Below are 25,870 nucleotides of genomic sequence, written 5' to 3'. Positions count from 1 at the left end.
AATGCTGAGCGCCGAGCTCAAAGCCTTCTACATGGTGGCCCGCCTGGGCAGCATCACCCTGGCGGCGAAGAAGCTCGGGCTCAGTCAGCCCACGGTGACCACGCAGATCCGCAACCTTGAGGGCCAGTACAACGTCGAGCTGTTCTACCGCGGCGGCCGGCGCCTGGTGTTGAGCGAGGAGGGCGTGCGCCTGCTGCCGATGGTCAAGGCGCTGCTGCAGCAGGAAGCCGACATCGAGTTCGAGTTGCGCAACAGCGGCCAGGCCCAGGGCAGCCTGCGCATCGCCGCCACCGCGCCGTACTACATCCTCGACCTGGTGAAGATCTTCCGCGAGCGCCTGCCGCAGGTGGAGGTGGCGGTGGATATCGGCAACTCGCAGCAGGTGCTGGAAATGCTCGAGGACTACCGGGTGGATATCGCCGCCTCGTCGCAATTGCTCGAAGACGCACGCCTGGTACGCCGGGTGCTGGGCAGCGACCCGCTGGTACTGGCGGTGCACCGCAATCATCCCTTGGCGCAACGCCAGGCAGTGTCGATCGAGGTGGTGGCCGGGCATTGCCTGCTGATGCGCGAGAAGGGCTCGACCACCCGCAAGCTCACCGAGCAGATGATGCAGGACGCCGGGGTGAAGGCCGGGGCGCTGCTGGAGATCGGCAGCCGCGAGTCGATCCGCGAGGCGGTGCTGCGCAATATCGGCATCAGCATCATTGCCCGCCATGAGGTGCCGCATAACCCCGAGCTGCGGGTGCTGGCGCTGGAAAACGCACCGGTGATGCACGAGTACCTGTACTGCCTGAAGGAGCGGCGCCAGGCGCGGTTGCCGGCGGCGTTCCTGGGGGTGGCGCAGGAGGTGGTTGGATCGCAATTCTGACAGTTCTCTACTGGTTGCACCGGCCTCATCGCCGGCAAGCCGGCTCCCACAGGGTTGGCGCCGACTTGCTTTTGTGGGAGCTGGCTTGCCAGCGATAGGGCCCTCAAGACCACTACAAAATCTGCCTATACCACTATCACCGGCTTTTGCCCCAACGCCACAGAACCTTCGCACAGTCTGCCTAGCATGGCCCCCATCGCTTCGATGAGGACCTGCCATGAACCACGTCACCCCGGGCGCACAGATGAAAGTGCGCGGCATCCACAAACGCTTTGGCGCTTTCACCGCGCTCAACGACGTGTCCCTCGACATCGCCGCTGGCGAGCTGGTGTGCCTGCTCGGCCCCTCGGGCTGCGGCAAGACCACCCTGCTGCGCTGCATCGCCGGCCTCGAGCGCCAGGACCGCGGCACGCTGTACATCGGCGACCGCGATATCTCCGAGCTGCCGCCCCAGGCCCGTGACTACGGCATCCTGTTCCAGTCCTACGCGCTGTTCCCCAACCTCACCGTCGAAGCCAACATCGCCTATGGCCTGACCGGCAGCAACCGCGAGGCCTCCCGCCAGCGGGTGAGCGAGATGCTCGAGCTGGTGGGCCTGGCCGGCAGTGAGAAGAAGTATCCCGGCCAGCTCTCCGGTGGCCAGCAGCAGCGCGTGGCCCTGGCCCGCGCCTTGGCGCCGTCGCCCTCGCTGCTGCTGCTCGACGAGCCCATGTCGGCCCTCGACGCCCGTGTTCGCGAGCACCTGTGCACCGAGCTGCGCCAGCTGCAACGCCAGCTGGGCATCACCACGCTGATGGTCACCCACAACCAGGACGAGGCCATGCTGATGGCTGACCGCATCGCCGTGATGAACAACGGCCAGGTCGAGCAATACGCCACGCCCCAGGAAATCTACGACCAGCCGGCCACACCCTTCGTCGCGGAGTTCGTCGGCCAGGGCAACTGGCTGCCGTTCCGGCGCAGCAGCAATAGCCACGCCCAGGTCGGTGGCATGCACATGCGTCTGGCCGACAACGCCAGCGCCGTCAGCAGCGGCCGACTGTTCTGCCGGCCCGAGGCGATCACCGTCAACCCGGTGGTGCACGAGGAAAACCTGTTCCCGGCCAAGGTTCGGGAAGTCACCTTCCTCGGCAACCGATGCCGCATGAGCTTCGAGCTCGAAGCCCTGCCGGGCCATGCGCTGCTCGCGGAGCTTGCGCCCGAAGCCATGCCGCGCCTGGGTTCGCAGGACATCTGGGTGGCCCTGCCGCCGCAGAGCCTGCAGGTGTTCGCCTGAGATGGCCGCGCCCATGACCCTGCCGCTCACTCACGGCAACGACAGGCCACGCACCGGCGTCGCCCTGGGGGACCGACTGTTCGTCGTCGGTGGCAAGAGCCTGTTGCTGGGCCTGCTGGTGCTGGCGGTGCTGCTGCCGTTGCTGGCGATCTTCTGGCGTGGCTTCAGCACTGAAGCCGGGCAGGGCGGGGGACTGCTGGCCGCCCGCGAACTGTTTGCCAGCGCGAACTTCCACTGGCTGCTCGGCAACAGCCTGTCGGTAGCCCTCACCGTTGCCGCCATCGTCGTGCCGCTCGCCTACCTGTTCGCCTATGCCCTGCAACGCACGCTGATCCCGACCAAGGGGCTGTGGCGCGGCATTTCGCTGCTGCCGTTGTTGGCGCCGTCGATGCTGCCGGCGATCGCGCTGGTCTATCTGTTCGGTAACCAGGGCCTGCTGCGCGGGCTGCTCAGCGACAACATTTACGGCTTCTGGGGCATCGTGCTTGGCGAGGCCATCTACACCTTCCCCCATGCGTTGATGATCCTGCTCTCGGCGCTGTCACTGGCCGACGCACGGCTGTTCGATGCCGCTTCGAGCATGGGCGCGGGGCCTGCCCGGGCATTCTTCAGCATCACCTGGCCGGCCACGCGCCAGGCGGTGTTCGCGGCGTTCTGCCTGGTGTTCACCCTGACCATCACCGACTTCGGCGTGCCGGTAGTGGTCGGTGGTGATTACCAGGTGCTGGCGCTGGAAGCCTACAAGGCGGTGGTCGGCCAGCAGCAGTTCGGCCGTGGTGCGCTGATCGGCATGGTGCTGCTGGTGCCGGCGCTGCTCAGTTTTACCGTGGATGCCTGGCTGCGCCGCCGCCAGGGCGAGGCCATGAGCGGCCGCGCCCAGGTGTTCGAGCCCAAGCCGTCGAGGCTGCGTGATGGCTGCTACCTGGCGATCGTGTTGCTGGTCTGCACGGCGCTGCTGGCGGTGATCGGCATGGCGGTGTACTCGTCGCTGGTCAAGTTCTGGCCGTACAACCTGTCGCTGTCGCTCAAGCACTACATGTTCGAAGACACTGCCGGCGGCGGCTGGCTGGCCTATCGCAACAGCGTGACCATGGCCATCGGCACCGCGCTGATCGGCAGCGTGGTGATCTTCACCGGTGCCTACCTGATGGAGAAGACCCAAGGCCAGCGCCTGCTCAATCAGCTGCTGCGCCTGCTTAGCTTCATCCCCATGGCGGTGCCCGGCCTGGTGCTGGGCCTGGGCTACGTGTTCTTCTTCAACCTCAACGGCAACCCGTTACACGTGTTCTACGGCAGCATGGCGCTGCTGGTGGTGTGTACCATCGCCCACTACCTGACCACCGCGCAGATGACCGCCACCACCGCCCTGCGCCAGCTCGACGGTGAGTTCGAAGCCGCCGCGCTGTCGCTCAAGGCGCCGCTGTACAAGCACTTCGTGCGGGTCACCGTGCCGATCTGCCTGCCCGCGCTGCTGGACATCATCCGCTACCTGTTCGTCTCGGCGATGACCACCGTGTCGGCGGCGATCTTCCTCTACAGCCCCGACACCATCCTCGCCGCCGTTGCCGTGCTGAACATGGATGACGCCGGCAACGTTGGCGGCGCCGCTGCCATGTCGACCCTGATCCTTTTGACCAGCGCCGCCGCCTCCCTGCTGCTGGCCGGCGCTTCGCGTGGCCTGCTGCGCCGCTCCCAGGCCTGGCGCCAACGCGCTCCCGGCCATTGACCGACTGCCCATACCAATAGGAACCGCATCATGTTCAAGCCCCTCGCACTTGCCGCTGCCGTATCCGCCGTGTTCAGCCTGCAGGCTTCGGCCGCGACCCAGCTGACCGTCTACACCGCCCTGGAGGCCGAGCAGCTCAAGAGCTACAAGCAGGCCTTCGAGAAGGCCAACCCGGACATCGAGATCAAATGGGTGCGCGACTCCACCGGCATCATCACCGCCAAGCTGCTGGCCGAAAAAGAGCGCCCACAGGCTGACGCCGTGTGGGGCCTGGCGGCCTCCAGCCTGGCCATCCTCGACCAGAACGGCATGCTCGAAGCCTATGCGCCGAAGGATCTGGGCAAGATCTCGCCCAACTACCGCGACGCCTCCAATCCACCGGCCTGGGTGGGCATGGACGTGTGGGCCGCGACGATCTGCTTCAACACTGTCGAAGCCGAGAAGCAGGGCCTGAGCAAGCCGGTGAGCTGGCAGGACCTGACCAAGCCTGAGTACAAGGGCAAGATCGTCATGCCCAACCCGGCCTCGTCCGGTACGGGCTTCCTCGATGTGAGCGCCTGGTTGCAAACCTTCGGCGAGCCTCAGGGCTGGGCCTACATGGACGCACTGCACCAGAACATCGGCCAGTATGTTCATTCCGGCTCCAAGCCATGCAAGCTGGCGGCGGCAGGTGAGTTCCCGATCGGCATCTCGTTCGAGTACCCGGCCGTGCAGCTCAAGCGCCAGGGCGCACCGCTGGACATTGTCCTGCCCAAGGAGGGCCTGGGCTGGGAGATCGAGGCCACGGCGGTGATCAAGGGCTCGCCGAAAGCCGATGCCGCCAAGCGCCTGGCCGACTTCTCCGCCAGCCCTGCCGCCATGGAGCTGTACAAGGAGAACTTCGCGGTGCTCGCCGCCCCCGGCATCGCCAAGCCGCAGACCGAACTGCCGGCCGACTATGAGCAGCGCCTGATCAAGAACGACTTCGCCTGGGCCTCGAAGAACCGCGACCAGATTCTCGCTGAGTGGCGCAAGCGCTACGACGGCAAGTCGGAGAAAGTCGCCCAGCAGTAAGGCCCTCATCGCGGGGCAAGCCGGCTTCTCCACTCAAGAAGCGGGCCTGCCCCGCGATAGCGTCAGCCCAGGCAACGCAGGAGTCCACGCAATGCCAACTTCTTCCAGGATCATCGACGACACCTTCGCCCTGTACGAGCGTCATGGCAGCGCCGACTACATCGGCGAGGCCATCACCCAGCTCGAGCACATGTCCCAGGCAGCCCAACTGGCCATGGCCGAAGGCTACGACGACGAAGTGATCCTGGCCGCCTTCTTCCACGACATCGGCCACCTGTGCGAGGGCGAGGACATGGGCGGTTATGGCGTCGTCAGCCATGAGCGCATTGGTGCCGAATATTTGCGCCGGTGTGGTTTCAGCGAGCGGCTGGCCAGGCTGGTGCAGTACCACGTCGAGGCCAAGCGCTACCTGACCTTGCGCCAGCCCGGATACTACGACCGTTTGAGTGAAGCCAGCCGACGCACCTTGGCGTACCAGGGTGGAGTGATGAACGATGCCGAAGCCGATGCGTTCGAGGCCGACCCGTTGTTCGGGGTCAGCCTGCGCCTGCGCGAGTGGGACGAGATGGCCAAGCAGGTCGGGGTGCCAGTGATGGATCTGCAAGTGTTGAAGGCAAAGGCATTGGCCGTGCTCTGAACAATCTGGCGATTCTCCCTGCTGCAAGATCCCGCATCACTTCTCCCGGTGTTTGCTCCGTTCCTCTCCCCATACTTCTCATCCTGGCAGCCCGCTTGTCGTAATGGTGGGTATGGTGTTGATAATTGTCTTTCGGTGGTTATACTAACCACCGATCGGCCGGCCCAAGGAATGGGTGAATGAACAGCCGTGAAATGATTGCTGTGATCGAGGCGGATGGCTGGTATCTGGTGCGCTCCAAAGGCAGCCACCATCATTTCAAGCATCCTGAAAAAGCCGGGCTGGTCACCATCCCGCATCCCAAGAAAGACCTGCTGCCCGCGACTGCGGCCAGCATTCTGCGCCAGGCACGCATCAGCTACGCCAGCTGACGAGGAGACCATCACCATGTTGTTCCCTATCGCGATCTTCCCCGGTGACGACCAGCACGCCTGGGGCGTGGAAGTCCCGGATATCCCCGGCTGCTTTTCGGCGGGCGAAGACCTCGACAACGCCATCGCCATGGCGCGTGAAGCGATCGAAGGCCACCTCGAACTGCTGGCCCAGGATCAGCAGGAAATCCCCAGGGCCAGCAAGGTCGGCGTGCATGCGGCCAATCCCGCCTATGCCGGCTGCATCTGGGCATTGATCGATATCGACATCACCCGCTACCTGGGCAAGGCCGAGAAGCTCAACATCACCTTGCCGGCGTACCTGCTCACCCGCATCGACAGCTACGTACAGAACCACCCGGAGCACAAGAGCCGTTCGGGCTTCCTGGCCGAAGCGGCGCTCAGGATCCTGCAGGGTGACGGCAAATGATCAGGCGATCTTGCCCTTGGGCAATCGCACGCTGACCCGCAACCCGCCCCCTTGCCGATTCACCAGCGTGAGTTCGCCGCCATGGCTGGAAACGATGCGCTGGGCGATGCTCAGCCCCAGCCCATAGCCGCCAGAGGCCTGGTTGCGTGAGCCCTCGCCGCGCACGAAAGGCTCGGTGACAGTCGCCAGCAAGCCCGGGTCGATGCCCGGGCCGCGATCGTCGATATGGATGTACCCATCGGTTGGCGTGCTTTCCAGCTCCACCGCGACCTCCCCGGCATAGCGCAGGGCATTGACCAGCAGGTTTTGCAGGCACCGTTGCAGCAGCAGGGCGTCTACCTGGGCCAGGCCCACCTGACCATGGATCGGCAAGGGCTCTTCGGCGCTGGCCAAATCCGCGCATTGGCGTGCCACCAGGCGGTCGAGGTCGACCGCTTGCAGGTTCTGCTGCTCGCCCGCCCGCAAGTAGTCGAGCACCTGGCCGATCATGCCGTCCATCTGCGCGATGTTCTGGCGCAGGCGTTCCTTGTGTTCGCTGTCCTCCAGCCGTTCCAGGCGCAGGCGCATGCGCGTCAGCGGTGTACGCAGGTCGTGGGACACGGCGGCGAGGAAGTAGGCCTTGTCGTTGAGCATGCGGATCAGCCGCTGCTGCATGGCGTTGAAGGCCTGGGCGGCGTGCCGCACTTCCTCGGGGCCGTCCAGCGGCAACGGCGCCTGTTCCAGATTGCCTCCCAGGCCACGGGCGGCATCGGCCAGGCGGCGCAGCGGGCGCAGGCACAGACGTACCGCCACCAGGCACACCACCAGCACGGCGGCGATGCGCAGGGCATAGACCCGCAGCAGGTAGTCGCTGATCAGCACCCACGCCGACTCGCCACTCCAGCCCTGCAACTCCTGGCCATCGATGACCAGCCAGTGGCCATCGGCGAGGGGTACGGCAAACTCGATATGCGCCTGGGCGGTGCGCAAGCCGAACAGGCTGCGCCAGACGATGGGCTGACCCAGTTCGTCGGTGAGCCGGACCTTGAGCAACCTCGGCCGCGCATCGCCCCCCAGTTCGTAGGCCAATGCCTGATGCAGCAACAGCTCGATGCGCCGCCAGCCTCGCCGTTGGTCATGCTCACCCTCGGGCGGCGCTTCGGCGCAACGTAGCTGGTAATGCTTCGGTACCTGGCGTGCCGCGCCATGGCACTCGGCCTGGGCGATCAGGGGGGCGCTGCGCGCCGCGATCAACCGCACCGGCGCTTCCAGCACCTGGGCGAAGCGAACGTCGAACCAGATGCTGCTGGACATCAGCTGGATCACCAGGGTGCCGCTGATCATGATCAGCAGCAGTTGGCCGAACAGCGTGCGCGGCCACAGCCGGCGAAGCAGCCGCACCTCAGGCGCCCAGCGCTTCGCGGGCCAGGCTCAGCAGATAGCCTTCGTTGCGGATGGTGAGGATCTGCGCGCCTTGGCCTGGCGCCCGGCGCAGTTGCTGGCGCAGGCGGCTGATGCACATGTCCACCGAGCGGTCGTCGGGCAGATGGTCGCGGCCGAACGCGCTGCGTGTCAGGTGGTCCCTCGAGACCACGCGGTTGTTGGCGTCCAGCAGTTCACGCAGCACACGGTAGTCGGAGCGTGGCAGGTTGAAGGCTTGGCCGTCCGGGTGAACGAGCAACCGCTTGACGTGATCGAGACGCAAGCCTGCAAACAGTTGTGCCTCGCTGGCCGACATCTCGGGCTCTGCCTCCAGGCGTTGGGGGCGACGCAGCACAGCCTTGATCCGGGCGACCAGTTCGCGCGGCTCGAAGGGTTTGGCCAGGTAATCATCGGCGCCTACTTCCAGACCGATGATGCGGTCCAGGGTGCTGCCCCTGGCCGACAGCATCACCACCGCCAAGCCCGGCTGCGCCTGCAACTGCCGGCACAGGCTCAGGCCGTCCTCGCCGGGCAGCATCAGGTCGAGTACCACCAGGTCGACCTTGTGCCGGGTCAACTGCGCGTGCATCTGCTCTCCATCGGCGGCTGCGATTACCTGGTAGCCGGCGTCTGTCAGGTAATCGCAGAGAAGTTCGCGGATCTCGTCGTCATCGTCGACGACCAGCAAGGTCGTGCTCATGGTTGTGGGGTACCTGTGCAAAGGGGAACCGTGAGGCTCATTACGTTCGATTACATCCCCGTACATCCCGTCCATGGAGCCGAAGGGGCAGATGCCTAGAATCGTAACAAAAAATCATCTGCGAATACGAAGCCTTCCCAAATGGTATGCAAGAGCATCATGACTGACACAACCCCCTGGGTCCGAGGCGGCAGTCGCCTCTCCCCGCTTGCCTTCTTCGTGGCCCTCGGGCTTAGCGGCACAGCCTTCGCTGACAGTCCGGTGCTGGAACTGGGCGCCACCAACATCGACAGCAGTGCGCTGCCGCTGGCCGACGACAGCGGCCAGATCGGCTACACCGTGCAGAACACACGCAGCTCCACAGGCTTGCAGCTGACACCCCGGCAGACGCCACAGTCGGTCACCAGCATCACCCGCCAGCAAATGGAAGACCGTGCTATCCACACCCTCGAGCAGGCCCTGGACACCACGCCGGGCGTGAGCATGAGCAAGATGGAAGTGGGCGGGCGCACCGACTTCCGCGCCCGTGGCTACTCGATCAGCAACTGGAAGATCGACGGCTTGCAGTTCCCCGGAGGTTCGGACTTCAGTGGCGGCGGCAACGCGCTGAACATGGACCTGTACGAGCGCATCGACATCGTCCGTGGCGCCAACGGCCTGCTCGGTGGCACCGGCGACCCCTCGGCCACCGTCAACCTGATCCGCAAGGCGCCGACCCGGACCTTCGGCGGCAGCGCCTACGCCACCTACGGCAGCTGGGACAAGCGCCGCCTGGGTGCCGACCTGAACCTGCCGCTGTCCGAGGACGGGCGCCTGCGTTCGCGTCTGGTCATGACCCAGCAGGACGCCGGCTCGTTCCGCGACAACCAGTCCGAACGCTCCCGCGCGGCCCTGGCCAACTTCGAATTCGACCTGGACGATGCCACCACCCTGGGTGCCGGCTACCAGTACGAGTACAGCAAAGTGGTCGGCGGCGGCTGGGGCGCCAACATCCCGATCTGGTACGGCGACGGCAGCAAGACCGACCTGCCGCGCAGCACCAACGTGGTGCCCAGCTGGAGCTTTGGCGAGTACATCACCCGTACCGCCTTCGGCTCGCTGGCGCACCGTTTCGATAACGACTGGAGCCTGGACCTGAAGGTTGCGCAGAGCAGCGGCGAGGCGCTCAACCACCGTGGCCTGGCCAAGGTCAACTCGTCCGGCCGCGGTGTCTACGGCGGCTACTGGAACCAGGACGGCAGCGGCGCGGTGCTCAACGGCCTGCACAGCTCCACCGACACCACCCAGCAATCGGCGCAGATCGACCTGTCCGGCCCATTCCAACTGTTCGGGCGCACCCATCAGGCGATGGTCGGCTACAACGACAGCCGCACCGTGGCCTGGTCACCGCAGTACACCTGCAGCATGGTTGGCGGCGGCAAGGCAGTGAACAGTGGCGTGGGTTGCCAGTTCCGGGCGAACAATGGCCTGGGGCTGGGCAACTGGCTCGACGGCGTGGACGACGACTACGCCATGCTGGCCTCGAAAACCGGCCTGCACAGCAAGACCACCACCCGTCTGCAGGGCATGTATGCCGCCACCCGCCTGAGCGTCACCGACCCCCTGTCGCTCATCCTCGGTGTGCGCAGCACCGACTATTCGGCCACTACCGTCAGCGTCAACGGTGCGCGCAGCAACCAGCAGAACAATGGCATCGTCACCCCTTACCTGGGCGCGGTGTACGACCTGGACGACAACTACTCGCTGTACGCCAGCTACACCGACATCTTCAACCCGCAGAGCGAAGAGAGCGCCAGCGGCACCAAGGTCGAGCCGATCCGTGGCCAGAGCTACGAAACCGGGATCAAGGGTGAATGGTTCGATGGCCGCCTGAACGCGTCCGCGGCCTACTTCCGCACCAGGCAGGAGAACAAGGCAGTGATGGACGGCGACCTGCTGACGCCGACCGGCGCCACTGCCTACAAGGCCGGTTCCGGCCAGGAAACCGACGGTATCGACCTGGAAGTCGCCGGCGCCCTGACCCCGAACTGGAACGTCTATGCCGGCTACACCTACCTGCACTTCCGCCGCCTGGACAGCGACGGGCGCAGCGATCCTTCGCACCTGTTCAAGGCCTCGACCACCTATCGCCTGTCTGGCCCGCTGGACCGCCTGACCCTGGGCGCTGGCGTGAGTGCGCAAAGCAACATCCGCGCGGTGTCCACCCCTGCCGGGCAGCCGAGCAACGGCGTCAGCCGCAGCGCCACCGACGTCAACTGGTCGGGCTATGCGATCTGGAATGCCATGGCCAAGTACCAACTGACCGACGACACCAGCGTCAGCCTCAACGCCAACAACCTGTTCGACAAGCATTACTACACCCGTTACGGGTTCTATGCCGGGGCAATCTATGGCGACCCGCGCAACCTGGCGGTGACGGTGAGCACGGCGTTCTAGAACAGCTTTTGATACCGTTGATGCTGGTTGATTTTTGATCATGTTCCTTATACGTTACACTCATCTAAACTTGTCACGTATAGAGAACATGGATCACTCATTGATCGTTGAGCGCCTGGGCGCGCAGGTTCGCTCGCGAAGGCTTAACCGGGGATTGACCCAGCAGGCGCTCGCAACCTTGGCCGGTATCACCCGGCAAAAGATCATTGCCATGGAGAAAGGTAGCCTGTCAGTGGCCATCGGGGCATATGCACGTGCATTGGCGGCGCTCGGCTGCGAACTGCAGGTCATAGCGGCGGTGATGCCGACGCTTGACGAAATCGAGGGGATGTTCGAATGACGCCGCTGATAGTCGCGACACCCGAGGGTGACAGTGGAGCATTGCTGACCAGTTCAGGCGACTACCTCTTCCGCTATGGCCCGCACACCGTTGCTGATGCGGCGATCAGCCTGTTGATGCCGGTCCGCACCGAGGAATACAGGCATCGCGAGCTGCATCCGGTGTTCCAGATGAACTTGCCCGAAGGGTATGTGCTCGAGCAATTGCGCAACCGCCTGGCGAAGATCGTTCAGGTCGACCCCATGCTTCTCCTGGCGTTGTCCGGCAGCAGTTCGCCGATCGGGCGTGTGCATGTCAGTTCGCAGGTAGTGGACACATTGCTGCGGCGGCAGACGTTTCCGGGAGAGAAGCTGGCGAACATTCTTTCATGGGATGGGGGAGAGGATATCTTCGCCGATCTGGTGGATCGCTACATTCTGCGCGCAGGCATTTCTGGTGTGCAGCCGAAGGTCCTGGTTCCGGAGCAACTGGACCCGTTGTCACAGCGCTTTACCTCGAAAACAGCCGAGCTGATCATCAAGAGCGGGCGCCACGAGTTCCCGGGCTTGGCGATCAACGAATTCCTGTGCATGTCGGTTGCGCAAACCTCTGGCCTGCCAGTGCCTCAATTCTTCTTGTCCGACAACGGCAAGCTGTTCGTCATGCGCCGCTTCGATCGTGACGAGCAGAACAATCCACTTGGTTTCGAAGACATGGCTGCCTTGATGGGGCTTGGCGCCGAACAGAAGTACAGCAAGAGCTACGCTGCCATTGCCAAGGCGATCCGCCTGTTCTGCGCGCCTGAGCATCTTCGGCTATCGCTGCGGCAACTGTTCGAGATGGTTGCGCTCAGCTGTATCGTCGGAAATGGTGATGCCCATCTGAAAAATTTCGGGTTGTTGTACACCGATCCTCTTCGAGGCGATGCGCGCCTGGCTCCGGCGTACGACATCGTCAATACCACGGCTTACATACCGGAAGACGTGCTGGCGCTTTCGCTATCCGGCAACAAATCCTTGTTTGCGTCGCGGCAAGGCTTGCTGGACTTCGCACCGCTTTGCGACGTGAGCAACCCGGCTGAAGTCATTCGCAATCAGCTTGAAGCATTGGAGCGAACACTGGCCAGGGAGTCCGCGCTTTGCGATCAGGCACCCAAGGTGGTTGCCGCCATCAAGGCGAGCGCGGCGCCGTTCATTCAGACTTTTGGTTGAGCGGCATTTCCTGTCCGGGCGCGGCATGCGAAGTGGCCATGGCCGCATCCAGATGATCTTCGAGCTGTTCCCAACCCTCGCCGAACAACTCCACCGGGTGCATGGTCCGGTCCGCGCCATTGCCGCAGGCCAGTGCCTTGGCTGGGCAGTACAGGTCGCAGCCCCAGCAGATCCGTTCGGGATGGCTGGGGTTCGTGGGAAATCGCTTGGCCATGGTCTCCCTCCATGAAGTGGATGCCTGCGCTCAGGCTATGCCGCGCATGGCCAAGGGGCTTGATCCGGATCAATACCGCTAGCGGATCGGCCCGGGCGCCTGCACCTGTTTCATCAGGTCGTCATTCCACTGCCCCTCCACCTGCACATGCGCGGCGGCGCCGAGCATCACCGCCTCGATCAGGTTGTGGTTGAGGTAGGTGTACAGCCCGGGCTGGCGGAAGGTGTACAACGCCGCCCCCGCCGCGCCGCCGGGGATGAACCAGGTCTCCAGGTTGCGCTGCGGCGGGTTGGCGAACTTGCCCGAGGCCCAGACGTAGTCGCCGTGGCCGCCGATCAGGTGCGGGCGAGTATCACGGTTGGCCTGGGAATGGACGATCAGCACGGTCTCGCCCACCTTGGCGGTGAGCGCCTGCTTGCCGGTCAGGGCGCCGACGCTGCCGTTGAACACCACATGGCTGGGCACCAGTCCCTTCATCAGCTGGCTCATGTCACCGAAGCTGGCCATGGGGTTGGCGTAGCGCTTGTACTTGCCGTCCTTGTCGCGGGGGATGTAGTAGTCCTGCTCGCCGATGTACCAGACCTTGTCGTACTGCAACGGGCGGCCCTCGGGGTCTTTCAGGCCGTCACGGGGCAGGACCATGATCGCGCCGTTCATGCCGCACACCACATGCCAGGGAATCATCGCCCCGCCCGGCGCGCAGTGATACACGAACACCCCGGCACGGTCGGCCTTGAAGCGCAGCACCACCTGCTCGCCCGGCTTCACATGGGTCAGCTCACCGCCGCCGAGGGCGCCGGTGGAGGCGTGGAAGTCGATGTTGTGCATCATGCTGTTGCTGGCCGGGTTGACCAGCGTGAGCTCCACGTAGTCGCCCTCGTGCACCACCATCAGCGGGCCGGGCACCGAGCCGTTGAAGGTCATGGCGTGGATGTAGGCGCCGGCGCTGTCGACGGCCAGTTCCTTCTCCTCGATGACCATGCGGAACTCGACAATGCGCGGCTTGCCGGGAGCGCGCTGGCTGTGAGGGTGCACCTGCGGCGGCGCCACCAGTTCGACGCTCACCCGCTCCAGTTTCGCCAGGTCAGGCATCGGGCCGGCGGCTGGCGAAGCGGTCGCGGCCTGGGCCAGGCCACTGCCAAGCGCCGAGGCACCGACGCCCAGCAACACAGTGCCGGCCAGCATGCAACGCCGGGTCAGGGACACGCCTTCTTGCTCGTTCATGGGACTTCTCCTTAAGTCGACGAAAGTCGTCGGGCACAGGAATAGCCGCTTTGAAAGTAGGGTTTATTGAGCGAAAACAAGAAGTGGAGAGGGTGGACAATGTGTCGCAGGCGCGGAAACGAAAAAGCCCCGACATTCGTCGAGGCCCCTGCGATCTGTGGGGAGTGTCCTCTTGAGCGGCCAATCAAGGCGCTGACGGAGTCGGTGGGGGCGGGCGCGATAGAGCTCATCATCAACGGCAGCCCTGCATTCCGCTGCGTGTACGTGGCCAAATTTGCGGACATGGTCGTTGTGTTGCATTCGTTCGTGAAAACGACCAACAGGTCCGACCGGCATGCGATGCAGGTCGCTGAAGACCGCATGAAGGAGTTCAAGCACGAACTGCGGAAGATGGGGTACAGGGTTTAGCTGCCGGGCGTTTGAGTGATCACGATCTGCGCAGGCGAATCGGCATCGTTCGAAGGGAGGGTCAGGCTCGTTCTAAAGCCGAGTTTGTCGAGCATGTCCATCATGGCGTCCAGCGTGAATTTCTCGATCTTGCCATTGGCCAGCTCGGATACCCGGGACTGTGTCACGTTCAGCCTGGCTGCGGCTTCGTGCTGTTTGAGGCCCATTTTTTTGATGCAATGCGTGATGAAGATAGACAGGTCCATCTTCAAGGCCATTTTGCTGGCCGTCTCTGCATCGTGGGTGGCGTGGAAAGGGCTTTCGTGGAATTGAAGCGCCATGGGGTTGCCTCAGCAGAAATATCTAAAATTTAAGATAAAATCGTAGCTGGGCTCGTTTGGCAAGTCAAAGCGTTTGTGTTTGGAGGCGTGTCTTGCTGGGTGGAGAGGGGGTGTTGTCAGAGATTGCCGGGGCCGCTGTGCGGCCCATCGTAGGCAAGCCCGCTCATTGATCGGGTTGGCTTTGAGGGATTTGTTTCGGCTGAGGGACATGAAAACAAAAAAGGCCCACCTTTCGGTGAGCCTTTTTTGATACTGCGTATGGTGCCGGCACCAGGAATCGAACCCGGGACCTACTGATTACAAGTCAGTTGCTCTACCATCTGAGCTATACCGGCACAGGGGCGTCATTATAGCGATGGATTCGGCGCTGTAAACCACTTCGTTGCATCCAGCGCACAAAACCCTAAGTCACCGAACTGAAAGGAGAATTTTCCTACCAACCGCGGTGGATGGAGTTGACGCTTGGCTCGGGCTGGCCGGGGTTGAAGAACAGCTTGCCGTTGTCGCAGCCGCGCTTGCGGCAGCTGCCGTCGGCGTTGTGCAGGGGCAGGCCGCGGTCACCGCCCAGCTGCATGCCGGGCATGTTCCAGTTCAGCGGGGCCGGCTTGCTGCTTGGCAGGCTGTTGGCGCAGCCGGTCATGGCCAGGGCGAGGGTCAGCAGGGCGAAAGGCTTGGTGTGTTTCACGATGTTCGAGTCCGTTCCGGGATCAGTCTTTGTTCAGGATGCGCTGGATGGTGCCGCCGCAGGCCATGTAGCAGGAGTCGTAGTCATTGCCGCAACTGTAGCTGCTCCCTGTGTTGAAGGGGTAGCTCGGGTAGTGGCAACTGTGACGCGCTTCCTTCTTGCTCTTGCCGTTCTGGCAGTACTGGTAGGCCCTCATCTCGGCCTGGTACAGCGCACGTTCGCTGTTGTCCTGCAGGCGGGCCATCTGCTGGCAGTGGTTGCGCTCCGTCGAACAGCTGTTGATGCAGTTCATGCCATGCGCGCTGGGCGGTGGCGAGTATCTATAGGTGTAGCTCGGGCCGCAGCCGGTCAGGGCCAGGGCCAGGCAGGCCAGCACGAGGGCGGCCAGGCCATTGTGGAAAAGTGCCATGGGTGTTGCAGTCCTTGATCATTCGTCGCTGAACTCCAGCAAATCGCCGGGCTGGCAGTTCAGGGCGCGACACAGCTTCTCCAGGGTCTCGATCTTGAAACCCTTGATCTTGCCGTTCTTCAGCAGCGACAGGTTCGCTTCCGTGATACCGATGATTTCCGCCAGGTCCTTGGAACGCATCTTGTTCCGGGCCATGACGACGTCGAGGCGGATGATTATCGGCATAGGAAGCAGTCAGACATAACAGTTGTGTTCATCGCTGATGGTCTTGGCGTCACGCATGAGCAGCGAGAAGGCACACAGCAGGATGCCTTTCATGATCTCGTAGACAGCCTGCGATGATACACCGATCGAGAAGCTGAAGCTCCTTTCGCCGGCCGGCAGATCGATGGCCAGGGCCAGGCCCTGCAAGGTGTAGGTCACCGGCCACAGCAACGGGGTGAAGATGCACAGCAGGCCGACCCACCACAGCAATTTGATATTGGCCGAGGTCCAGGTCTGCCCGCGCGAGAGGCGGTGGAAGAACAGGCCGGTCAGGCTGAGGGCCACAACGGAAATCAGCGTGGGAATCATGTCCACCGCCAGTACCAGGCCGATGGCCAGGGGGGATGCCTGGTAGCCGGGTTCGAGCAGCAGCGGCATCTGGTCGCCGTAGGCTTGCAGGTAGCCGTTGAAAATCTCGGGGAAGTCGAAGATGAAGAGCAAGGGCGTGATGGTCAGCTCGACGACCGCGGTTGTCCAGGCCAGGTAGGCGGCGAATGCGCCGATGGTGCGTAGGCGCGAACGCGCATAGGCCACGGATCTACTGTTCATGGGGTGCCTCCGTACAGTGATGAACGGGGCGGATTATTCTTGATTAATTATCGTAAAACAATAATTAATTTTGTATTTTGCCTCATGGCGACGGTTTGTCGCAGGAGGAGGGCCTGCACGTGGCACCGGCCTTGCCGGTGATCGCGGGGCCAGCCCGCTCCCACGCAGAAGACGGTTGCGTAACCGCAGGGCCATCCCCAGAGAACGAACATGGGGAATATAATTTACGAAGCTTTCAGCAGGCTTTAAGGGGATCTTCCTGAAGTCATCTATTTTCCGTGAGAAATAATTAGTCCTAACCTATCGTTTTGACTTAATCGATCAGCTCAGCTAATCTTGTGTTCATTATGTTGAACAGTAAAGCTTTCAAGCTCCTCTCCTCCTCCCGCCTGGTTTCCCGTGAACGTCACTGGACCGGCGACCTCTAGCGCCACCCTCCCTCTACAGCCGTAAACGTCTCTGTCTGGCGCCGATTGCCTGTGCGCTCGGCCGCTGTCGCCCATGGGAGGGCACCATGCGTTCCTGGATCTACCTGATCGTCGCCATCACCTTCGAGGTGATCGGCACGGCGTCGATGAAACTCGCCGCCACTCATTTCCCCTTGATGGGGTATGCCGTCATGTACGTCATGATCTGTCTGTCGTATTTCTTCCTGGCCCTGGCGGTCAAGCGCGTGCCGGTGGGTGTGGCCTACGCGCTGTGGGAAGGCTTCGGCATCGTGCTGATCACCTTGATCAGTGTGCTCTGGCTCGGCGAAAACCTGGGCTGGACCAAGGCCCTGGGTCTGGCGGTGATGATCGCCGGCATCCTGCTGGTCAAGGCCGGTACCCGCGCCAAGCCCGTCGAGCGTGAAGGGGAGGCCGTGCCATGTTGATTCCATTTGCCTGGCTGGGCCTGGCCATCGTGCTGGAGGTATTGGCCAACCTGCTGCTCAAGTACTCCGACGGATTCCGCCGCAAGGGCTTGGGCCTGGCCTCGATCCTCTGCGTGCTGGCGGCGTTCACCGCCCTGGCGCAGGCGGTGAAGGACATCGACCTGTCGCTGGCCTACGCCATCTGGGGTGGCTTTGGCATCCTTGCCACCGTGGCCATGGGCTGGGCCTTGTTCGGTCAGCGTCTGGCCGGGCGTGGTTGGTTGGGTCTTGCATTGCTGCTGGTAGGCATGGGCTTGCTCAAACTGGCTTGACAACTACTCCGCCAAAGCGCTTGGCAAAATTGCTTATGCACAAGTGGCATTGGCCGCTTGCGCGAAAGGCATGCCGACAGGCGCTACCACCGGTCTTTGCGCAAAGGCCTGTTTTTACTGGCTTTGAGGCCCATGACGGAATAAGCAAAGCAGCGCAAATAGCCCAAGGATCCAAGATTTCGTGATTTTCATCACAAGCTTGTACACAGAGTTATCCACAGGCTGTCAACCGCGCTGCGGCGTTGCGTCGCGCTCACCCAGCAGCAACAGGTTGCGCGGGGTCAGCGGGTAATCGCAGAACACGCCTAGCCGTACCGAATAGCCTTGCTCCTGCAGGAACAGGGCGCGATCGAGCACCAGCCACATCTCCAGTGGGCGGCGGAACAGGTTGCGCACCTGTTCGAGGTTGCGTACCTGGGCCAGGCGTTGCTGGCCGGCTGCCTCCAGGGCAACCCAGTCGGGTTGTCCGTTGATCGCCAACTGCTTGAGTTCGGCCAGGTCGCGACAGTAGTGCTCGAAAGGCTTTGCCAGCCAGCTGACCGGCAGCGAAGGGGTGGGCAGGTATTCGTCCACGTCCCGTTGCTGGCGCTGCAGCAGGTCGAACCCGAGGCGGCGGGCCATGGACTGGTCGCGCTGGCGCCGAGTGCGCTGGCTGGAGGTGACCGCTTCGCTCAGTGGCAGGCCCAGGTCTTCCTGGGTCAATGCCAGAGCCGAGGCCTGGGCGGCACCGGAGAGCGGTTGATAGCGCTTGCCCTGGATGCGGTTGTAGCAGCAGGGCGCGACGGCGATCTGTCGGCATCCCTTCTGGCTTGCCAGTTGCAGCAGCCGCACATGCAGGTCGCCGCAGGCGTGCAGGGCGACCGCGCTCTTGTCGCCATCCAGATGCCGGGCGCTGTCCATGGCCATGACGTCCTGCTGGATATGGGTGGCAGCCAGGTGGTGGTGTTCGCTCAGGGCCTTGCCGGCGCTGACCAGCTCGGCGTCGTACTCCAGGCAGGTCAGCTGCTGGCCGGGTTGCAGCAGGCGCCTGCCCAGGTGGCCTTTGCCAGAGCACCAGTCGAGCCAGTGCCGCGCAGGCTGGCTGAATGCCAGGCGGCGGCTGAAGGCTTCGATCTGCTGCCACTTGCGGCCAGGGACGTTGACGTCGAGACGGTGCCCGGCGGGGTGCAAGCCGGCATCGGGCAGCTCGCCGACGACGGACAGTGCCTGCGCCTGTGCGGCCAGTTGTGGAAATGGGGCCGGGGCCGCAGGTTGCTCGGGGGCTTCGGCTTGCTCAAGGGTGCGTTGGCGCAGCCAGCGGGATAGCTCGATGTGCTCGTCTTCCCAATCCAGGCGCAAGTGGTTGAACGGGCGCGGGCGCCACAGCTGCTGGTGCTGCAGCAGGAAATGGTCGAGGGCCTGGAAGCGCTCGAGCAGGTGCTGGTCGTGGAGGTAAGGCGTGGTCGGCATGCAGGCACCGCAGCACTATCGATGGGGGCCGCCATGCGGCCCCGATGTTGTTTACATCCTCAACGCCCTTGGCAGGCATCCACGCGCAGCCAGCGCTCCAGCACTTTGAAACCCTGAACCAGCACAAACGAGATCAGCAGGTAGAACACCCCGGCGGCAAAGAAGATCTCCACCGGCAGATAGGTGCGGGCAATGATGGTCCGTGCCATGCCGGTCAATTCCAGCAAGGTGACGGTACTGGCCAGCGCACTGGCCTTGAGCATCAGGATCACTTCGTTGCTGTAGGCCGGCAGGCCGATGCGCGCGGCGCGCGGCAGCATGATGTAGAGCAGCGTCTTGCCCCGTGACATGCCCAGCGCCCGGGCCGCTTCGATCTCGCCCTTGGGGATCGCCTGCAAAGCACCGCGCAGGATCTCGGCGATGTAGGCGGCGGTGTGCAGGGTCATGGTCAGCACCGTGCACCAGAACGGATCGCGCAGGTACGGCCACAGCGAGCTGTTGCGCACCACGTCGAACTGGGCCAGGCCGTAGTACACCAGGAACAGCTGCACCAGCAGCGGCGTGCCGCGGAAGAAGAAGATGTAACCGAAGGGCAGGGCGCGCACATACCAGTGACGCGACGAGCGCGCCACGCCCAACGGTATGGCCAGGATCAGGCCGGCGATGACGGCGATGGCCACCAGCTCCAGGGTCAGGGTGGCACCCTGGGCCAGGCGTGGCAGCCACTTGATGATGACTTCCCAGTTCATTTATTCGGCCCTCATGAAGCCGCGAGCGGCGCGCTTTTCCAGGAAGTGCATGCCGGTCATGGCAATCACGGTCAGGCCCAGGTAGATGCAGGCGGCCACGGCGTAGAAGGTGAACGGCTCCTTGGTGACGGTCACGCCGATCTGCGCGTGGCGCATGATCTCTTCCAGGCCGATCACCGACACCAGCGCAGTGTCCTTCATCAGGATCATGAACAGGTTGCCCAGGCCCGGCAGGGCGATGCGCCACATCTGCGGGAGGATGATCCGCGACAGGATGCGACCCTTGGAGAGGCCCAGGGCCAGGCCCGCTTCACGATGCCCCTTGGGGATGGCCAGGATCGCGCCGCGGAATACTTCCGTGGCGTAGGCGCCGAAGCACAGGCCGAGGGCGATCACGCCGGCAGTGAAGGCACTGAGCTCCAGGCCAGGCATGTTCAGCAGTTCGCCAAGGCTGTTCATCAGCCCGACGGTGCCGAAGTAGATGAGCAGCACCCAGAGCAGTTCGGGAACGCCGCGCACCAGTGTGGAATAAGTGCCGCCAAGCCATTGCAAGGGCTTGACCGGCGAGGTCTTGGCCAGGGCGCCGAGCAGGCCCAGGACCAGCCCCAGCAGCAAGGCGCAGAGCGCCAGTTTTACGGTCATCAGGGTACCGGCCATCATGGCCGGGCCGAATCCGTGCAGGTCGATATTCATGGGTAAGTTTGTTCAAGGGACAGGCACCGCCAAGGCGGCGATGCCTGTCGGGGCGAATCAATAGATGCTGAACGGGAAGTACTTGTCGTTGATCTTCTTGTAGGTGCCGTCGGCGACGATTTCCTTCAGTGCAGCGTTGAGCTTGTTGCGCAGCTCGTTGTCGCCTTTGCGTACTGCGATGCCGACCTTGTCGCTTTCGTTCACCGGGTCGCCTTTGAACTCGTAGTTCTTGCCGGCTTCGGATTTCAGCCAGTCGTAGTTGGCGTACTTGTCGGCGAGGATGGCATCGACGCGGCCGGAGGTCAGGTCGAGGTAGGCATTTTCCTGGCCGTCATACAGGTTGACCTTGAACTCGCCGTCCATGCCGCCGTTGTCGTCCAGCCAGGTAGCCGCCTGAGTGGCGCGCTGGGTGCCGATGGTCTTGCCCTTGAGCGAAGCACGGTCGGTCTTGAAGTCGACGTTTTTCGGTGCGATGAACTGCTGCTTGTTCGAGTAGTAGGGGTCGGTGAAGTCAACGGCCTGCTTGCGTTCGTCGGTGATCGACAGCGAGGAGATGATGAAATCGGACTTCTTGGCGTTCAGCGCTGGGATGATGCCGTCCCAGTCGGAAACGGCCACTTCGCACTCGACTTTCATCTTGGCGCACAGGGCGTCGCCGATGTCTTTGTCGAAGCCCACGACCTGGCCGCTGGCATCTTTGTTGTTGAACGGCGGGTAGGCCGCCTCGATGCCCATTTTCAGTTTCTCGGCTGCCATGGCATTGGCCGAGAACACCAGGGTGGCGGCAGCGGCCAGGAGGACTTTTTTATAGGTCTGCATTCGTGTTGCTCCGTTAGCGGTGGCTGGACATGAATTGCTTGCAACGCGCCGAGGTCGGGTTCTCGAAGACCTGCTGCGGCGATCCTTGCTCTTCGACCAGGCCCTGGTGCAGGAAGACCACTTCACTGGACACCTGGCGGGCAAAGTTCATCTCGTGCGTCACCAGCAGCATGGTACGGCCTTCTTCGGCCAGGGCGCGGATGACGTTAAGCACTTCCTGGACCATTTCCGGATCGAGCGCCGAGGTTGGCTCGTCGAACAGGATGACCTTGGGTTTCATGGCCAGGGTACGGGCGATGGCGGCACGTTGCTGCTGGCCACCGGAAAGCTGGGCGGGATAGCTGTGGCGCTTGTCGAAGATGCCGACCTTGTTCAGCAGCGCCTCGGCATGCTCGATGGCCTCGGCCTTGCTCTGGCCAAGTACGCGGCGCGGCGCCTCGATGATGTTGTCGAGGATCGACATGTGCGGCCACAGGTTGAAATTCTGGAAGACAAAGCCGATCTCGCTGCGCAGGCGGTTGATCTGGCGGTTGTCGGCGGCGATCAGGTCGCCGTTTTTCTGCGCCTTGAGCTTGAGGGCTTCACCGGCGACCAGGATCTCGCCCTGGTGCGGGTTCTCCAGCAGGTTGATGCAGCGCAGCAGGGTGGACTTGCCAGAGCCGGACGAGCCGAGGATGGAGATCACGTCACCGTCGCGCGCGGTCAGCGAAATGCCCTTGAGAATTTCCTGCTCGCCATAGCGTTTGTGCAGGTTGCGGATTTCCAGCGCGGGCGTGGCCTGAGCCATTTGCGGTCCTCATGTGTTCGGGTGCGTTCCCAGCTGTTGGCGGCCTTCCTGGCGAGCGCCACGCTAGCATAGCGGCGCAACGGCGGCCAACCGGGTCGCGGGGTGCTCGGGTCGCTGGTGGGACAGTTTGTCGCATCGCTGCAGTGGACTGTCGCCAGGATGTCCGCAATAGCGTTTTGCCCAGCACCGGAGCCTTGATGAAAAAAGGCGCGATGGTGCCAGCTTTGGCCCGGTCTGGGAAGCCGTTTTTAGCCGGGTGGCACTGTGTCGCGGACTTGACGGGGGCAAGGTTGCGCCTGTTGGTTGCGCTTTCTGTTGCGCAAAATTCGTGCACAGGTGTTACCGAGGAGCACCTTTGGTGCATTTGTAAGTGAGTATTTCCGTAATCCAGACTTGGCATGGGGATTTGGCGACCTTTCGGTCAAAGCTTGGCACAATGCGCTGCAAGCCGCGCCGTTATTGGAGGCAGAAATATTTCAGACGAAAGTCATTCTCACCTGGCCCGCTTATTGCCCCCTGGAAACCACTGAATGCGGCGACGCCTATCCACACCTCGGCGCGCTGGCCAGTCATTCGTGTAGTCCACCTCCTTACAAAGGTAGTTTTATGAGCGGTAACAATTCCAATGACCTCGCTCAGGGGCTCAAGCAACGGCATGTGACCATGCTGTCCATCGCCGGCGTGATCGGTGCCGGGCTGTTCGTCGGCTCCGGCCACGCCATCGCCGCCGCCGGCCCCGCCGTGCTGCTGGCCTACGCCGCGGCCGGTACCCTGGTCGTTTTGGTGATGCGCATGCTCGGCGAAATGGCTGTCGCCTCGCCTGACACCGGTTCCTTCTCCACCTACGCCGACCGCGCCATCGGGCGCTGGGCCGGTTTCACCATCGGCTGGCTGTACTGGTGGTTCTGGGTGCTGGTGATTCCGCTGGAGGCCAACGCCGCCGCCGCCATCCTGCATGCCTGGTTCCCCTCGGTGGACCTGTGGGCGTTCTCGTTGATCATTACCCTGGCGCTGACCATCACCAACCTGTTCAGCGTGAAGAACTACGGTGAGTTCGAGTTCTGGTTCGCCCTGCTCAAGGTGCTGGCGATCATCGGCTTCATCGTCGTCGGTTGCGCGGCCATGTTCGGCATGGTGCCGAGCAGCCAGATCAGCGGCGTCAGCCACCTGTTCGACACCCAGGGCTTCATGCCCAATGGCCTGGGCGCCGTGCTGGCCGCCATGCTGACCACCATGTTCTCGTTCATGGGGACCGAGATCGTCACCATCGCCGCCGCCGAATCGAAGGATCCGGGCAAGCAGATCAGCCGCGCCACCAACTCGGTGATCTGGCGAATCTGCCTGTTCTACCTGGTGTCGATCTTCCTGGTCGTGGCCATGGTGCCGTGGAACGATCCGACCCTGGCCGAGAAAGGCTCCTACCAGACTGTCCTCAGCCTGATCGGTGTGCCGAACGCCAAGCTGATCGTCGACATCGTCGTGCTGATCGCCGTGACCAGCTGCCTGAACTCGGCGCTTTACACCTCTTCGCGCATGCTCTTCTCCCTGAGCAAGCGTGGCGACGCCCCGGCGGTTGCCCAGCGCACCACCAAGGCCGGCACCCCGCACTGGGCCGTGCTGCTGTCCACTGCCGCAGCCTTCCTGTGTGTGTTCGCCAACTTCCTGGCCCCGGCTGCGGTGTTCGAGTTCCTGCTGGCCAGCTCCGGCGCCATCGCCCTGCTGGTGTACTTGGTGATCGCCGTGTCGCAACTGCGCATGCGTGCCCAGCGTGAAGCCAGCGGTGAGAAGATCTCGTTCAAGATGTGGATGTTCCCGGGTCTGACCTGGGCGACCATCGCCTTCATTATCGCCGTGCTGGCGGTGATGGCGCTGCGCGAAGATCACCGTGCCGAGATCATCGCCACGGCAATCCTGAGCATTGGTGTGGTGGCAGCTGGTCTGCTGGTGCACCGCAAGCGTGGCGCTGCTGCGCGTGTGGCGCTGGATAGCTGATCCACAGATGAAATGAAAAGGCCGCGTCCTGTGAAGGACGCGGCCTTTTTTGTCTGCACGGGTTGTGGACGCGGGTGCGGTTCGACTCAGCCGAACTGCTTCTGCTGTTGCTGCTGCTTGGCCACGATCTCCGAGGCGGTGACATAGGCGTCCTGGAACTCGTCGCTCTCCAGCCACGCCATGGTCGCGTCCTCGTCAATGCCGTCGAGCCATGCGCGGTAGGCGGTGAACACCATGACGATGTAGTCGGTGGCGTGCTCTTCCTTGTGGCCCTTGAGCACCAACGCCAGCAGCGGGTCGACCAGGAACACCGAGATCATCGGCACCAGGCCGTTTTCCTGGGCTTCCTTCATTTTTTCGAACAGGCTGTCGTAGCTGCCTGACTCCATGGCCTTGTTGAACACCTGCTCGACACTGGCACTGTCGCCAGCGCTGGCCTTGACCGCCTGGCCGCTGCGCACCATGCGATTCTGCTTGGCCTTGGTGGCGGCGCGCTTGGCGCGTTTCTGTTGCTTGGTGTTGGTGGCCATGGGTGGATCCTTGGGCTGACTGGTAAAGGCGCGTATTGAAGCGTAGTTGCGCGAGAAACCCAAGAGGCCGTCCAACGGCCCCAAAGTGTTCAGCTCACCAGCGCCTCCGGCTCATCTTCCTCGAACCCCCGCGAAGCCCGCCCGACCAGCAACGGATCCGGCGCATGCGCCACGCTGTGGTCCTTGCCTGGATAATCCAGCGAGTGCAGGAAGTGACGAATGCAATTGATCCGCGCGCGCTTCTTGTCATCTGACTTGATCACTGTCCATGGCGCATCGGCCGTGTCGGTATGGAAGAACATCGCTTCCTTGGCAGCGGTGTAGTCCTCCCACTTGTCCAGCGACTTGATGTCGATGGGCGAGAGTTTCCAGTGCTTGAGCGGGTCGTCGCGGCGGGAGATGAAACGGCGCAGTTGCTCTTCGCGGTTCACCGAGAACCAGAACTTGAACAACAGGATGCCGCTGTTACACAGCATGCGTTCGAGGTCAGGTGCCTGGCGCATGAACTCCAGGTATTGCAGTGGCGAGCAGAAGTCCATGACCTTCTCGACCCCGGCGCGGTTGTACCAGGAGCGATCGAAGAACACCATTTCACCGGCGGTGGGCAGGTGTTGCACATAACGCTGGAAGTACCACTGGCCCTTTTCCTGCTCCGACGGTTTCTCCAGCGCCACGATCCGCGCGCCGCGCGGGTTCAAGTGCTCCATGAAGCGCTTGATGGTGCCGCCCTTGCCCGCAGCATCACGACCCTCGAACAGCACGACGATGCGCTGGCCGGTTTCCTTCACCCAGTTCTGCACTTTCAGCAGCTCGATCTGCAGGTCGTGCTTGGCCTTCTCGTAGTCCTGGCGGCGCATGCGCGTGCGGTAGGGGTAGCTGGCCGGCAGGCGTGCCGAGGTGCTGTCCTCGCTGCTGCCCTTGCGCGCGTTGGCCACTTCCAGGGCGGCGGGCTGCTGGCTGACCTGGGTGATGATCTCTGGCGCGGCGGCGCTGGCGGCCGGCTTGCGTTGGCGCGGACGGCGGGTGCGAGGGGTGGGCTTGGCGCTGCTGCCGGTTTCGGCAGGCGACGGCAGGAGAAGGGTGGCGGATTCTTCGCTCATGGAGGTCCTTGCGGGGTCGTTCGAATGTCCACCTTCCATCCTATGAGCGCATGGCGAGTGGC

Annotated in this window: 30 protein-coding genes and 1 tRNA gene; 14 read left to right on the top strand and 17 right to left on the bottom strand. The window is 63.1% G+C overall.

Features of this window, described 5'->3' with window-relative positions:
* The first annotated feature begins 1 nt into the window (after position 1).
* From ACZ9C1_RS17310 to ACZ9C1_RS17280, 7 genes are all read left to right on the top strand, one after another.
* Positions 2 to 871: a LysR family transcriptional regulator gene (locus tag ACZ9C1_RS17310; protein WP_277502280.1), complete on the top strand. Its 870-nt coding sequence runs from the start codon at positions 2 to 4 to the stop codon at positions 869 to 871.
* A gap of 217 nt (positions 872 to 1,088) precedes the next feature.
* Entirely contained in the window at positions 1,089 to 2,147 is a 1,059-nt protein-coding gene (locus ACZ9C1_RS17305) for a putative 2-aminoethylphosphonate ABC transporter ATP-binding protein (RefSeq protein ID WP_277502279.1), read from the top strand.
* A gap of 1 nt (position 2,148) precedes the next feature.
* On the top strand, positions 2,149 to 3,873 hold the full coding sequence (locus tag ACZ9C1_RS17300) for a putative 2-aminoethylphosphonate ABC transporter permease subunit (protein WP_476254205.1): 1,725 nt from the start codon (positions 2,149 to 2,151) through the stop codon (positions 3,871 to 3,873).
* A gap of 30 nt (positions 3,874 to 3,903) precedes the next feature.
* The gene (locus ACZ9C1_RS17295; RefSeq protein WP_476254204.1) at positions 3,904 to 4,926 is read left to right on the top strand and encodes a putative 2-aminoethylphosphonate ABC transporter substrate-binding protein; all 1,023 of its coding nucleotides are present in this window, start codon (positions 3,904 to 3,906) and stop codon (positions 4,924 to 4,926) included.
* Positions 4,927 to 5,017: 91 nt separating this feature from the next.
* Positions 5,018 to 5,563, top strand: coding sequence for a phosphonate degradation HD-domain oxygenase (locus ACZ9C1_RS17290; RefSeq protein WP_102681828.1), 546 nt, complete (start codon positions 5,018 to 5,020; stop codon positions 5,561 to 5,563).
* A gap of 179 nt (positions 5,564 to 5,742) precedes the next feature.
* Positions 5,743 to 5,934, top strand: coding sequence for a type II toxin-antitoxin system HicA family toxin (locus ACZ9C1_RS17285; RefSeq protein WP_102681827.1), 192 nt, complete (start codon positions 5,743 to 5,745; stop codon positions 5,932 to 5,934).
* 16 nt (positions 5,935 to 5,950) lie between these two features.
* Positions 5,951 to 6,364, top strand: a complete 414-nt coding sequence (locus tag ACZ9C1_RS17280) for a type II toxin-antitoxin system HicB family antitoxin (protein ID WP_476254203.1) — start codon at positions 5,951 to 5,953, stop codon at positions 6,362 to 6,364.
* Here the strand turns inward: ACZ9C1_RS17280 and ACZ9C1_RS17275 are convergent, their stop codons facing one another.
* Positions 6,365 to 7,744 (bottom strand): ATP-binding protein, encoded by a 1,380-nt coding sequence (locus tag ACZ9C1_RS17275; protein ID WP_476254202.1) that lies wholly within the window; start codon positions 7,742 to 7,744, stop codon positions 6,365 to 6,367.
* 1 nt (position 7,745) lies between these two features.
* Positions 7,746 to 8,465 (bottom strand): response regulator, encoded by a 720-nt coding sequence (locus ACZ9C1_RS17270; protein WP_110697258.1) that lies wholly within the window; start codon positions 8,463 to 8,465, stop codon positions 7,746 to 7,748.
* Between the two features lie 159 nt (positions 8,466 to 8,624).
* On the opposite strand from ACZ9C1_RS17270, the gene ACZ9C1_RS17265 reads away from it, so the two are divergent.
* The 3 genes from ACZ9C1_RS17265 to ACZ9C1_RS17255 all read left to right on the top strand — a co-directional run bounded on the left by ACZ9C1_RS17265 (position 8,625) and on the right by ACZ9C1_RS17255 (position 12,431).
* Complete coding sequence (locus ACZ9C1_RS17265; RefSeq protein WP_431196984.1) at positions 8,625 to 10,901, top strand: TonB-dependent siderophore receptor; 2,277 nt, start codon at positions 8,625 to 8,627, stop codon at positions 10,899 to 10,901.
* Positions 10,902 to 10,989: 88 nt separating this feature from the next.
* Positions 10,990 to 11,241 (top strand): helix-turn-helix domain-containing protein, encoded by a 252-nt coding sequence (locus ACZ9C1_RS17260; protein ID WP_110697262.1) that lies wholly within the window; start codon positions 10,990 to 10,992, stop codon positions 11,239 to 11,241.
* Complete coding sequence (locus tag ACZ9C1_RS17255) at positions 11,238 to 12,431, top strand: type II toxin-antitoxin system HipA family toxin (RefSeq protein ID WP_277502275.1); 1,194 nt, start codon at positions 11,238 to 11,240, stop codon at positions 12,429 to 12,431. The genes ACZ9C1_RS17260 and ACZ9C1_RS17255 overlap by 4 nt, the downstream gene beginning before the upstream one ends.
* Here the strand turns inward: ACZ9C1_RS17255 and ACZ9C1_RS17250 are convergent.
* Both ACZ9C1_RS17250 and nirK read right to left on the bottom strand, forming a co-directional pair.
* Positions 12,412 to 12,645 carry a DUF3079 domain-containing protein gene (locus ACZ9C1_RS17250; protein ID WP_476254201.1) on the bottom strand — a complete coding sequence of 78 codons (234 nt, stop codon included), beginning with the start codon at positions 12,643 to 12,645 and terminating at the stop codon, positions 12,412 to 12,414. The two genes, ACZ9C1_RS17255 and ACZ9C1_RS17250, sit on opposite strands and share 20 nt — an antisense overlap.
* 78 nt (positions 12,646 to 12,723) lie before the next feature.
* Entirely contained in the window at positions 12,724 to 13,869 is a 1,146-nt protein-coding gene (gene nirK / locus ACZ9C1_RS17245) for a copper-containing nitrite reductase (protein ID WP_476254200.1), read from the bottom strand.
* Between the two features lie 99 nt (positions 13,870 to 13,968).
* On the opposite strand from nirK, the gene ACZ9C1_RS17240 reads away from it, so the two are divergent.
* The gene (locus ACZ9C1_RS17240; RefSeq protein ID WP_476254581.1) at positions 13,969 to 14,277 is read left to right on the top strand and encodes a type II toxin-antitoxin system RelE/ParE family toxin; all 309 of its coding nucleotides are present in this window, start codon (positions 13,969 to 13,971) and stop codon (positions 14,275 to 14,277) included.
* On the opposite strand, the gene ACZ9C1_RS17235 is transcribed toward ACZ9C1_RS17240, so the two are convergent.
* The 6 genes from ACZ9C1_RS17235 to ACZ9C1_RS17210 form a co-directional block, all read right to left on the bottom strand.
* Positions 14,274 to 14,597: a helix-turn-helix domain-containing protein gene (locus tag ACZ9C1_RS17235; RefSeq protein ID WP_046853787.1), complete on the bottom strand. Its 324-nt coding sequence runs from the start codon at positions 14,595 to 14,597 to the stop codon at positions 14,274 to 14,276. The genes ACZ9C1_RS17240 and ACZ9C1_RS17235 overlap by 4 nt on opposite strands.
* Before the next feature lie 259 nt (positions 14,598 to 14,856).
* Positions 14,857 to 14,932: transfer RNA gene (locus ACZ9C1_RS17230), tRNA-Thr, on the bottom strand.
* A 98-nt stretch (positions 14,933 to 15,030) separates the two neighbouring features.
* A complete protein-coding gene (locus ACZ9C1_RS17225; protein WP_371918090.1) occupies positions 15,031 to 15,282 on the bottom strand; it encodes a hypothetical protein in 252 nt (83 codons plus the stop codon).
* A 22-nt stretch (positions 15,283 to 15,304) separates the two neighbouring features.
* Positions 15,305 to 15,691 (bottom strand): hypothetical protein, encoded by a 387-nt coding sequence (locus ACZ9C1_RS17220; RefSeq protein WP_046853791.1) that lies wholly within the window; start codon positions 15,689 to 15,691, stop codon positions 15,305 to 15,307.
* Positions 15,692 to 15,709: 18 nt separating this feature from the next.
* Positions 15,710 to 15,916, bottom strand: coding sequence for a helix-turn-helix domain-containing protein (locus ACZ9C1_RS17215; protein ID WP_023629980.1), 207 nt, complete (start codon positions 15,914 to 15,916; stop codon positions 15,710 to 15,712).
* Positions 15,917 to 15,925: 9 nt separating this feature from the next.
* A complete protein-coding gene (locus tag ACZ9C1_RS17210; RefSeq protein WP_198755336.1) occupies positions 15,926 to 16,504 on the bottom strand; it encodes a hypothetical protein in 579 nt (192 codons plus the stop codon).
* Positions 16,505 to 17,018: 514 nt separating this feature from the next.
* Between ACZ9C1_RS17210 and ACZ9C1_RS17205 the strand changes: the two genes are divergently transcribed.
* Together ACZ9C1_RS17205 and mdtI are read left to right on the top strand one after the other, a co-directional pair.
* Positions 17,019 to 17,378, top strand: coding sequence for an SMR family transporter (locus ACZ9C1_RS17205; protein ID WP_139674277.1), 360 nt, complete (start codon positions 17,019 to 17,021; stop codon positions 17,376 to 17,378).
* A complete protein-coding gene (gene mdtI / locus ACZ9C1_RS17200; RefSeq protein WP_023629978.1) occupies positions 17,372 to 17,689 on the top strand; it encodes a multidrug/spermidine efflux SMR transporter subunit MdtI in 318 nt (105 codons plus the stop codon). The genes ACZ9C1_RS17205 and mdtI overlap by 7 nt, the downstream gene beginning before the upstream one ends.
* 225 nt (positions 17,690 to 17,914) lie before the next feature.
* On the opposite strand, the gene ACZ9C1_RS17195 is transcribed toward mdtI, so the two are convergent.
* Genes ACZ9C1_RS17195 through ACZ9C1_RS17175 form a run of 5 tightly spaced genes read right to left on the bottom strand, consistent with a single transcriptional unit; the run spans position 17,915 to position 22,186 of the window.
* Positions 17,915 to 19,138, bottom strand: a complete 1,224-nt coding sequence (locus tag ACZ9C1_RS17195; protein WP_476254199.1) for a methyltransferase — start codon at positions 19,136 to 19,138, stop codon at positions 17,915 to 17,917.
* A 59-nt stretch (positions 19,139 to 19,197) separates the two neighbouring features.
* Entirely contained in the window at positions 19,198 to 19,887 is a 690-nt protein-coding gene (locus ACZ9C1_RS17190; RefSeq protein ID WP_110697277.1) for an ABC transporter permease, read from the bottom strand.
* Positions 19,888 to 20,580: an ABC transporter permease gene (locus ACZ9C1_RS17185; RefSeq protein WP_094010996.1), complete on the bottom strand. Its 693-nt coding sequence runs from the start codon at positions 20,578 to 20,580 to the stop codon at positions 19,888 to 19,890.
* Between the two features lie 57 nt (positions 20,581 to 20,637).
* Positions 20,638 to 21,399, bottom strand: coding sequence for an ABC transporter substrate-binding protein (locus ACZ9C1_RS17180; RefSeq protein ID WP_110604171.1), 762 nt, complete (start codon positions 21,397 to 21,399; stop codon positions 20,638 to 20,640).
* Positions 21,400 to 21,412: 13 nt separating this feature from the next.
* Positions 21,413 to 22,186, bottom strand: a complete 774-nt coding sequence (locus ACZ9C1_RS17175; protein ID WP_046853793.1) for an ABC transporter ATP-binding protein — start codon at positions 22,184 to 22,186, stop codon at positions 21,413 to 21,415.
* 606 nt (positions 22,187 to 22,792) lie between these two features.
* Here ACZ9C1_RS17175 and gabP point away from each other — a divergent pair.
* Positions 22,793 to 24,178 carry a GABA permease gene (gene gabP, locus ACZ9C1_RS17170; protein ID WP_277502267.1) on the top strand — a complete coding sequence of 462 codons (1,386 nt, stop codon included), beginning with the start codon at positions 22,793 to 22,795 and terminating at the stop codon, positions 24,176 to 24,178.
* 86 nt (positions 24,179 to 24,264) lie between these two features.
* Here gabP and ACZ9C1_RS17165 read toward each other — a convergent pair whose 3' ends face one another.
* A complete protein-coding gene (locus tag ACZ9C1_RS17165; RefSeq protein WP_277502266.1) occupies positions 24,265 to 24,708 on the bottom strand; it encodes a hypothetical protein in 444 nt (147 codons plus the stop codon).
* A gap of 89 nt (positions 24,709 to 24,797) precedes the next feature.
* The gene (ppk2, locus tag ACZ9C1_RS17160) at positions 24,798 to 25,808 is read right to left on the bottom strand and encodes a polyphosphate kinase 2 (RefSeq protein ID WP_258599713.1); all 1,011 of its coding nucleotides are present in this window, start codon (positions 25,806 to 25,808) and stop codon (positions 24,798 to 24,800) included.
* Between the last annotated feature and the right edge of the window lie 62 nt (positions 25,809 to 25,870).

It is taken from the genome of Pseudomonas sp. TE21435, from assembly GCF_056279265.1.
The sequence above is the reverse complement of the archived record's forward strand: the minus strand, read 5'-3'. Positions and strand labels throughout refer to the sequence as shown.

Bases quoted from the DNA above. Each gene is read 5' to 3' on its own strand.
- ACZ9C1_RS17235 (WP_046853787.1), bottom strand. From the start codon at position 14,597: ATGGCGCTTCAATTCCACGAAAGCCCTTTCCACGCCACCCACGATGCA.
- ACZ9C1_RS17215 (WP_023629980.1), bottom strand. From the start codon at position 15,916: ATGCCGATAATCATCCGCCTCGACGTCGTCATGGCCCGGAACAAGATG.
- ACZ9C1_RS17280 (WP_476254203.1), top strand. From the start codon at position 5,951: ATGTTGTTCCCTATCGCGATCTTCCCCGGTGACGACCAGCACGCCTGG.
- ACZ9C1_RS17290 (WP_102681828.1), top strand. From the start codon at position 5,018: ATGCCAACTTCTTCCAGGATCATCGACGACACCTTCGCCCTGTACGAG.
- ACZ9C1_RS17260 (WP_110697262.1), top strand. From the start codon at position 10,990: ATGGATCACTCATTGATCGTTGAGCGCCTGGGCGCGCAGGTTCGCTCG.
- ACZ9C1_RS17165 (WP_277502266.1), bottom strand. From the start codon at position 24,708: ATGGCCACCAACACCAAGCAACAGAAACGCGCCAAGCGCGCCGCCACC.
- ACZ9C1_RS17190 (WP_110697277.1), bottom strand. From the start codon at position 19,887: ATGAACTGGGAAGTCATCATCAAGTGGCTGCCACGCCTGGCCCAGGGT.
- ACZ9C1_RS17205 (WP_139674277.1), top strand. From the start codon at position 17,019: ATGCGTTCCTGGATCTACCTGATCGTCGCCATCACCTTCGAGGTGATC.
- ACZ9C1_RS17250 (WP_476254201.1), bottom strand. From the start codon at position 12,645: ATGGCCAAGCGATTTCCCACGAACCCCAGCCATCCCGAACGGATCTGC.
- nirK (WP_476254200.1), bottom strand. From the start codon at position 13,869: ATGAACGAGCAAGAAGGCGTGTCCCTGACCCGGCGTTGCATGCTGGCC.
- mdtI (WP_023629978.1), top strand. From the start codon at position 17,372: ATGTTGATTCCATTTGCCTGGCTGGGCCTGGCCATCGTGCTGGAGGTA.
- ACZ9C1_RS17180 (WP_110604171.1), bottom strand. From the start codon at position 21,399: ATGCAGACCTATAAAAAAGTCCTCCTGGCCGCTGCCGCCACCCTGGTG.
- ACZ9C1_RS17175 (WP_046853793.1), bottom strand. From the start codon at position 22,186: ATGGCTCAGGCCACGCCCGCGCTGGAAATCCGCAACCTGCACAAACGC.
- ppk2 (WP_258599713.1), bottom strand. From the start codon at position 25,808: ATGAGCGAAGAATCCGCCACCCTTCTCCTGCCGTCGCCTGCCGAAACC.
- ACZ9C1_RS17310 (WP_277502280.1), top strand. From the start codon at position 2: ATGCTGAGCGCCGAGCTCAAAGCCTTCTACATGGTGGCCCGCCTGGGC.
- ACZ9C1_RS17240 (WP_476254581.1), top strand. From the start codon at position 13,969: ATGTGTCGCAGGCGCGGAAACGAAAAAGCCCCGACATTCGTCGAGGCC.
- ACZ9C1_RS17265 (WP_431196984.1), top strand. From the start codon at position 8,625: ATGACTGACACAACCCCCTGGGTCCGAGGCGGCAGTCGCCTCTCCCCG.
- ACZ9C1_RS17210 (WP_198755336.1), bottom strand. From the start codon at position 16,504: ATGAACAGTAGATCCGTGGCCTATGCGCGTTCGCGCCTACGCACCATC.
- ACZ9C1_RS17295 (WP_476254204.1), top strand. From the start codon at position 3,904: ATGTTCAAGCCCCTCGCACTTGCCGCTGCCGTATCCGCCGTGTTCAGC.
- ACZ9C1_RS17195 (WP_476254199.1), bottom strand. From the start codon at position 19,138: ATGCCGACCACGCCTTACCTCCACGACCAGCACCTGCTCGAGCGCTTC.
- ACZ9C1_RS17255 (WP_277502275.1), top strand. From the start codon at position 11,238: ATGACGCCGCTGATAGTCGCGACACCCGAGGGTGACAGTGGAGCATTG.
- ACZ9C1_RS17285 (WP_102681827.1), top strand. From the start codon at position 5,743: ATGAACAGCCGTGAAATGATTGCTGTGATCGAGGCGGATGGCTGGTAT.
- gabP (WP_277502267.1), top strand. From the start codon at position 22,793: ATGAGCGGTAACAATTCCAATGACCTCGCTCAGGGGCTCAAGCAACGG.
- ACZ9C1_RS17270 (WP_110697258.1), bottom strand. From the start codon at position 8,465: ATGAGCACGACCTTGCTGGTCGTCGACGATGACGACGAGATCCGCGAA.
- ACZ9C1_RS17185 (WP_094010996.1), bottom strand. From the start codon at position 20,580: ATGAATATCGACCTGCACGGATTCGGCCCGGCCATGATGGCCGGTACC.
- ACZ9C1_RS17305 (WP_277502279.1), top strand. From the start codon at position 1,089: ATGAACCACGTCACCCCGGGCGCACAGATGAAAGTGCGCGGCATCCAC.
- ACZ9C1_RS17300 (WP_476254205.1), top strand. From the start codon at position 2,149: ATGGCCGCGCCCATGACCCTGCCGCTCACTCACGGCAACGACAGGCCA.
- ACZ9C1_RS17220 (WP_046853791.1), bottom strand. From the start codon at position 15,691: ATGGCACTTTTCCACAATGGCCTGGCCGCCCTCGTGCTGGCCTGCCTG.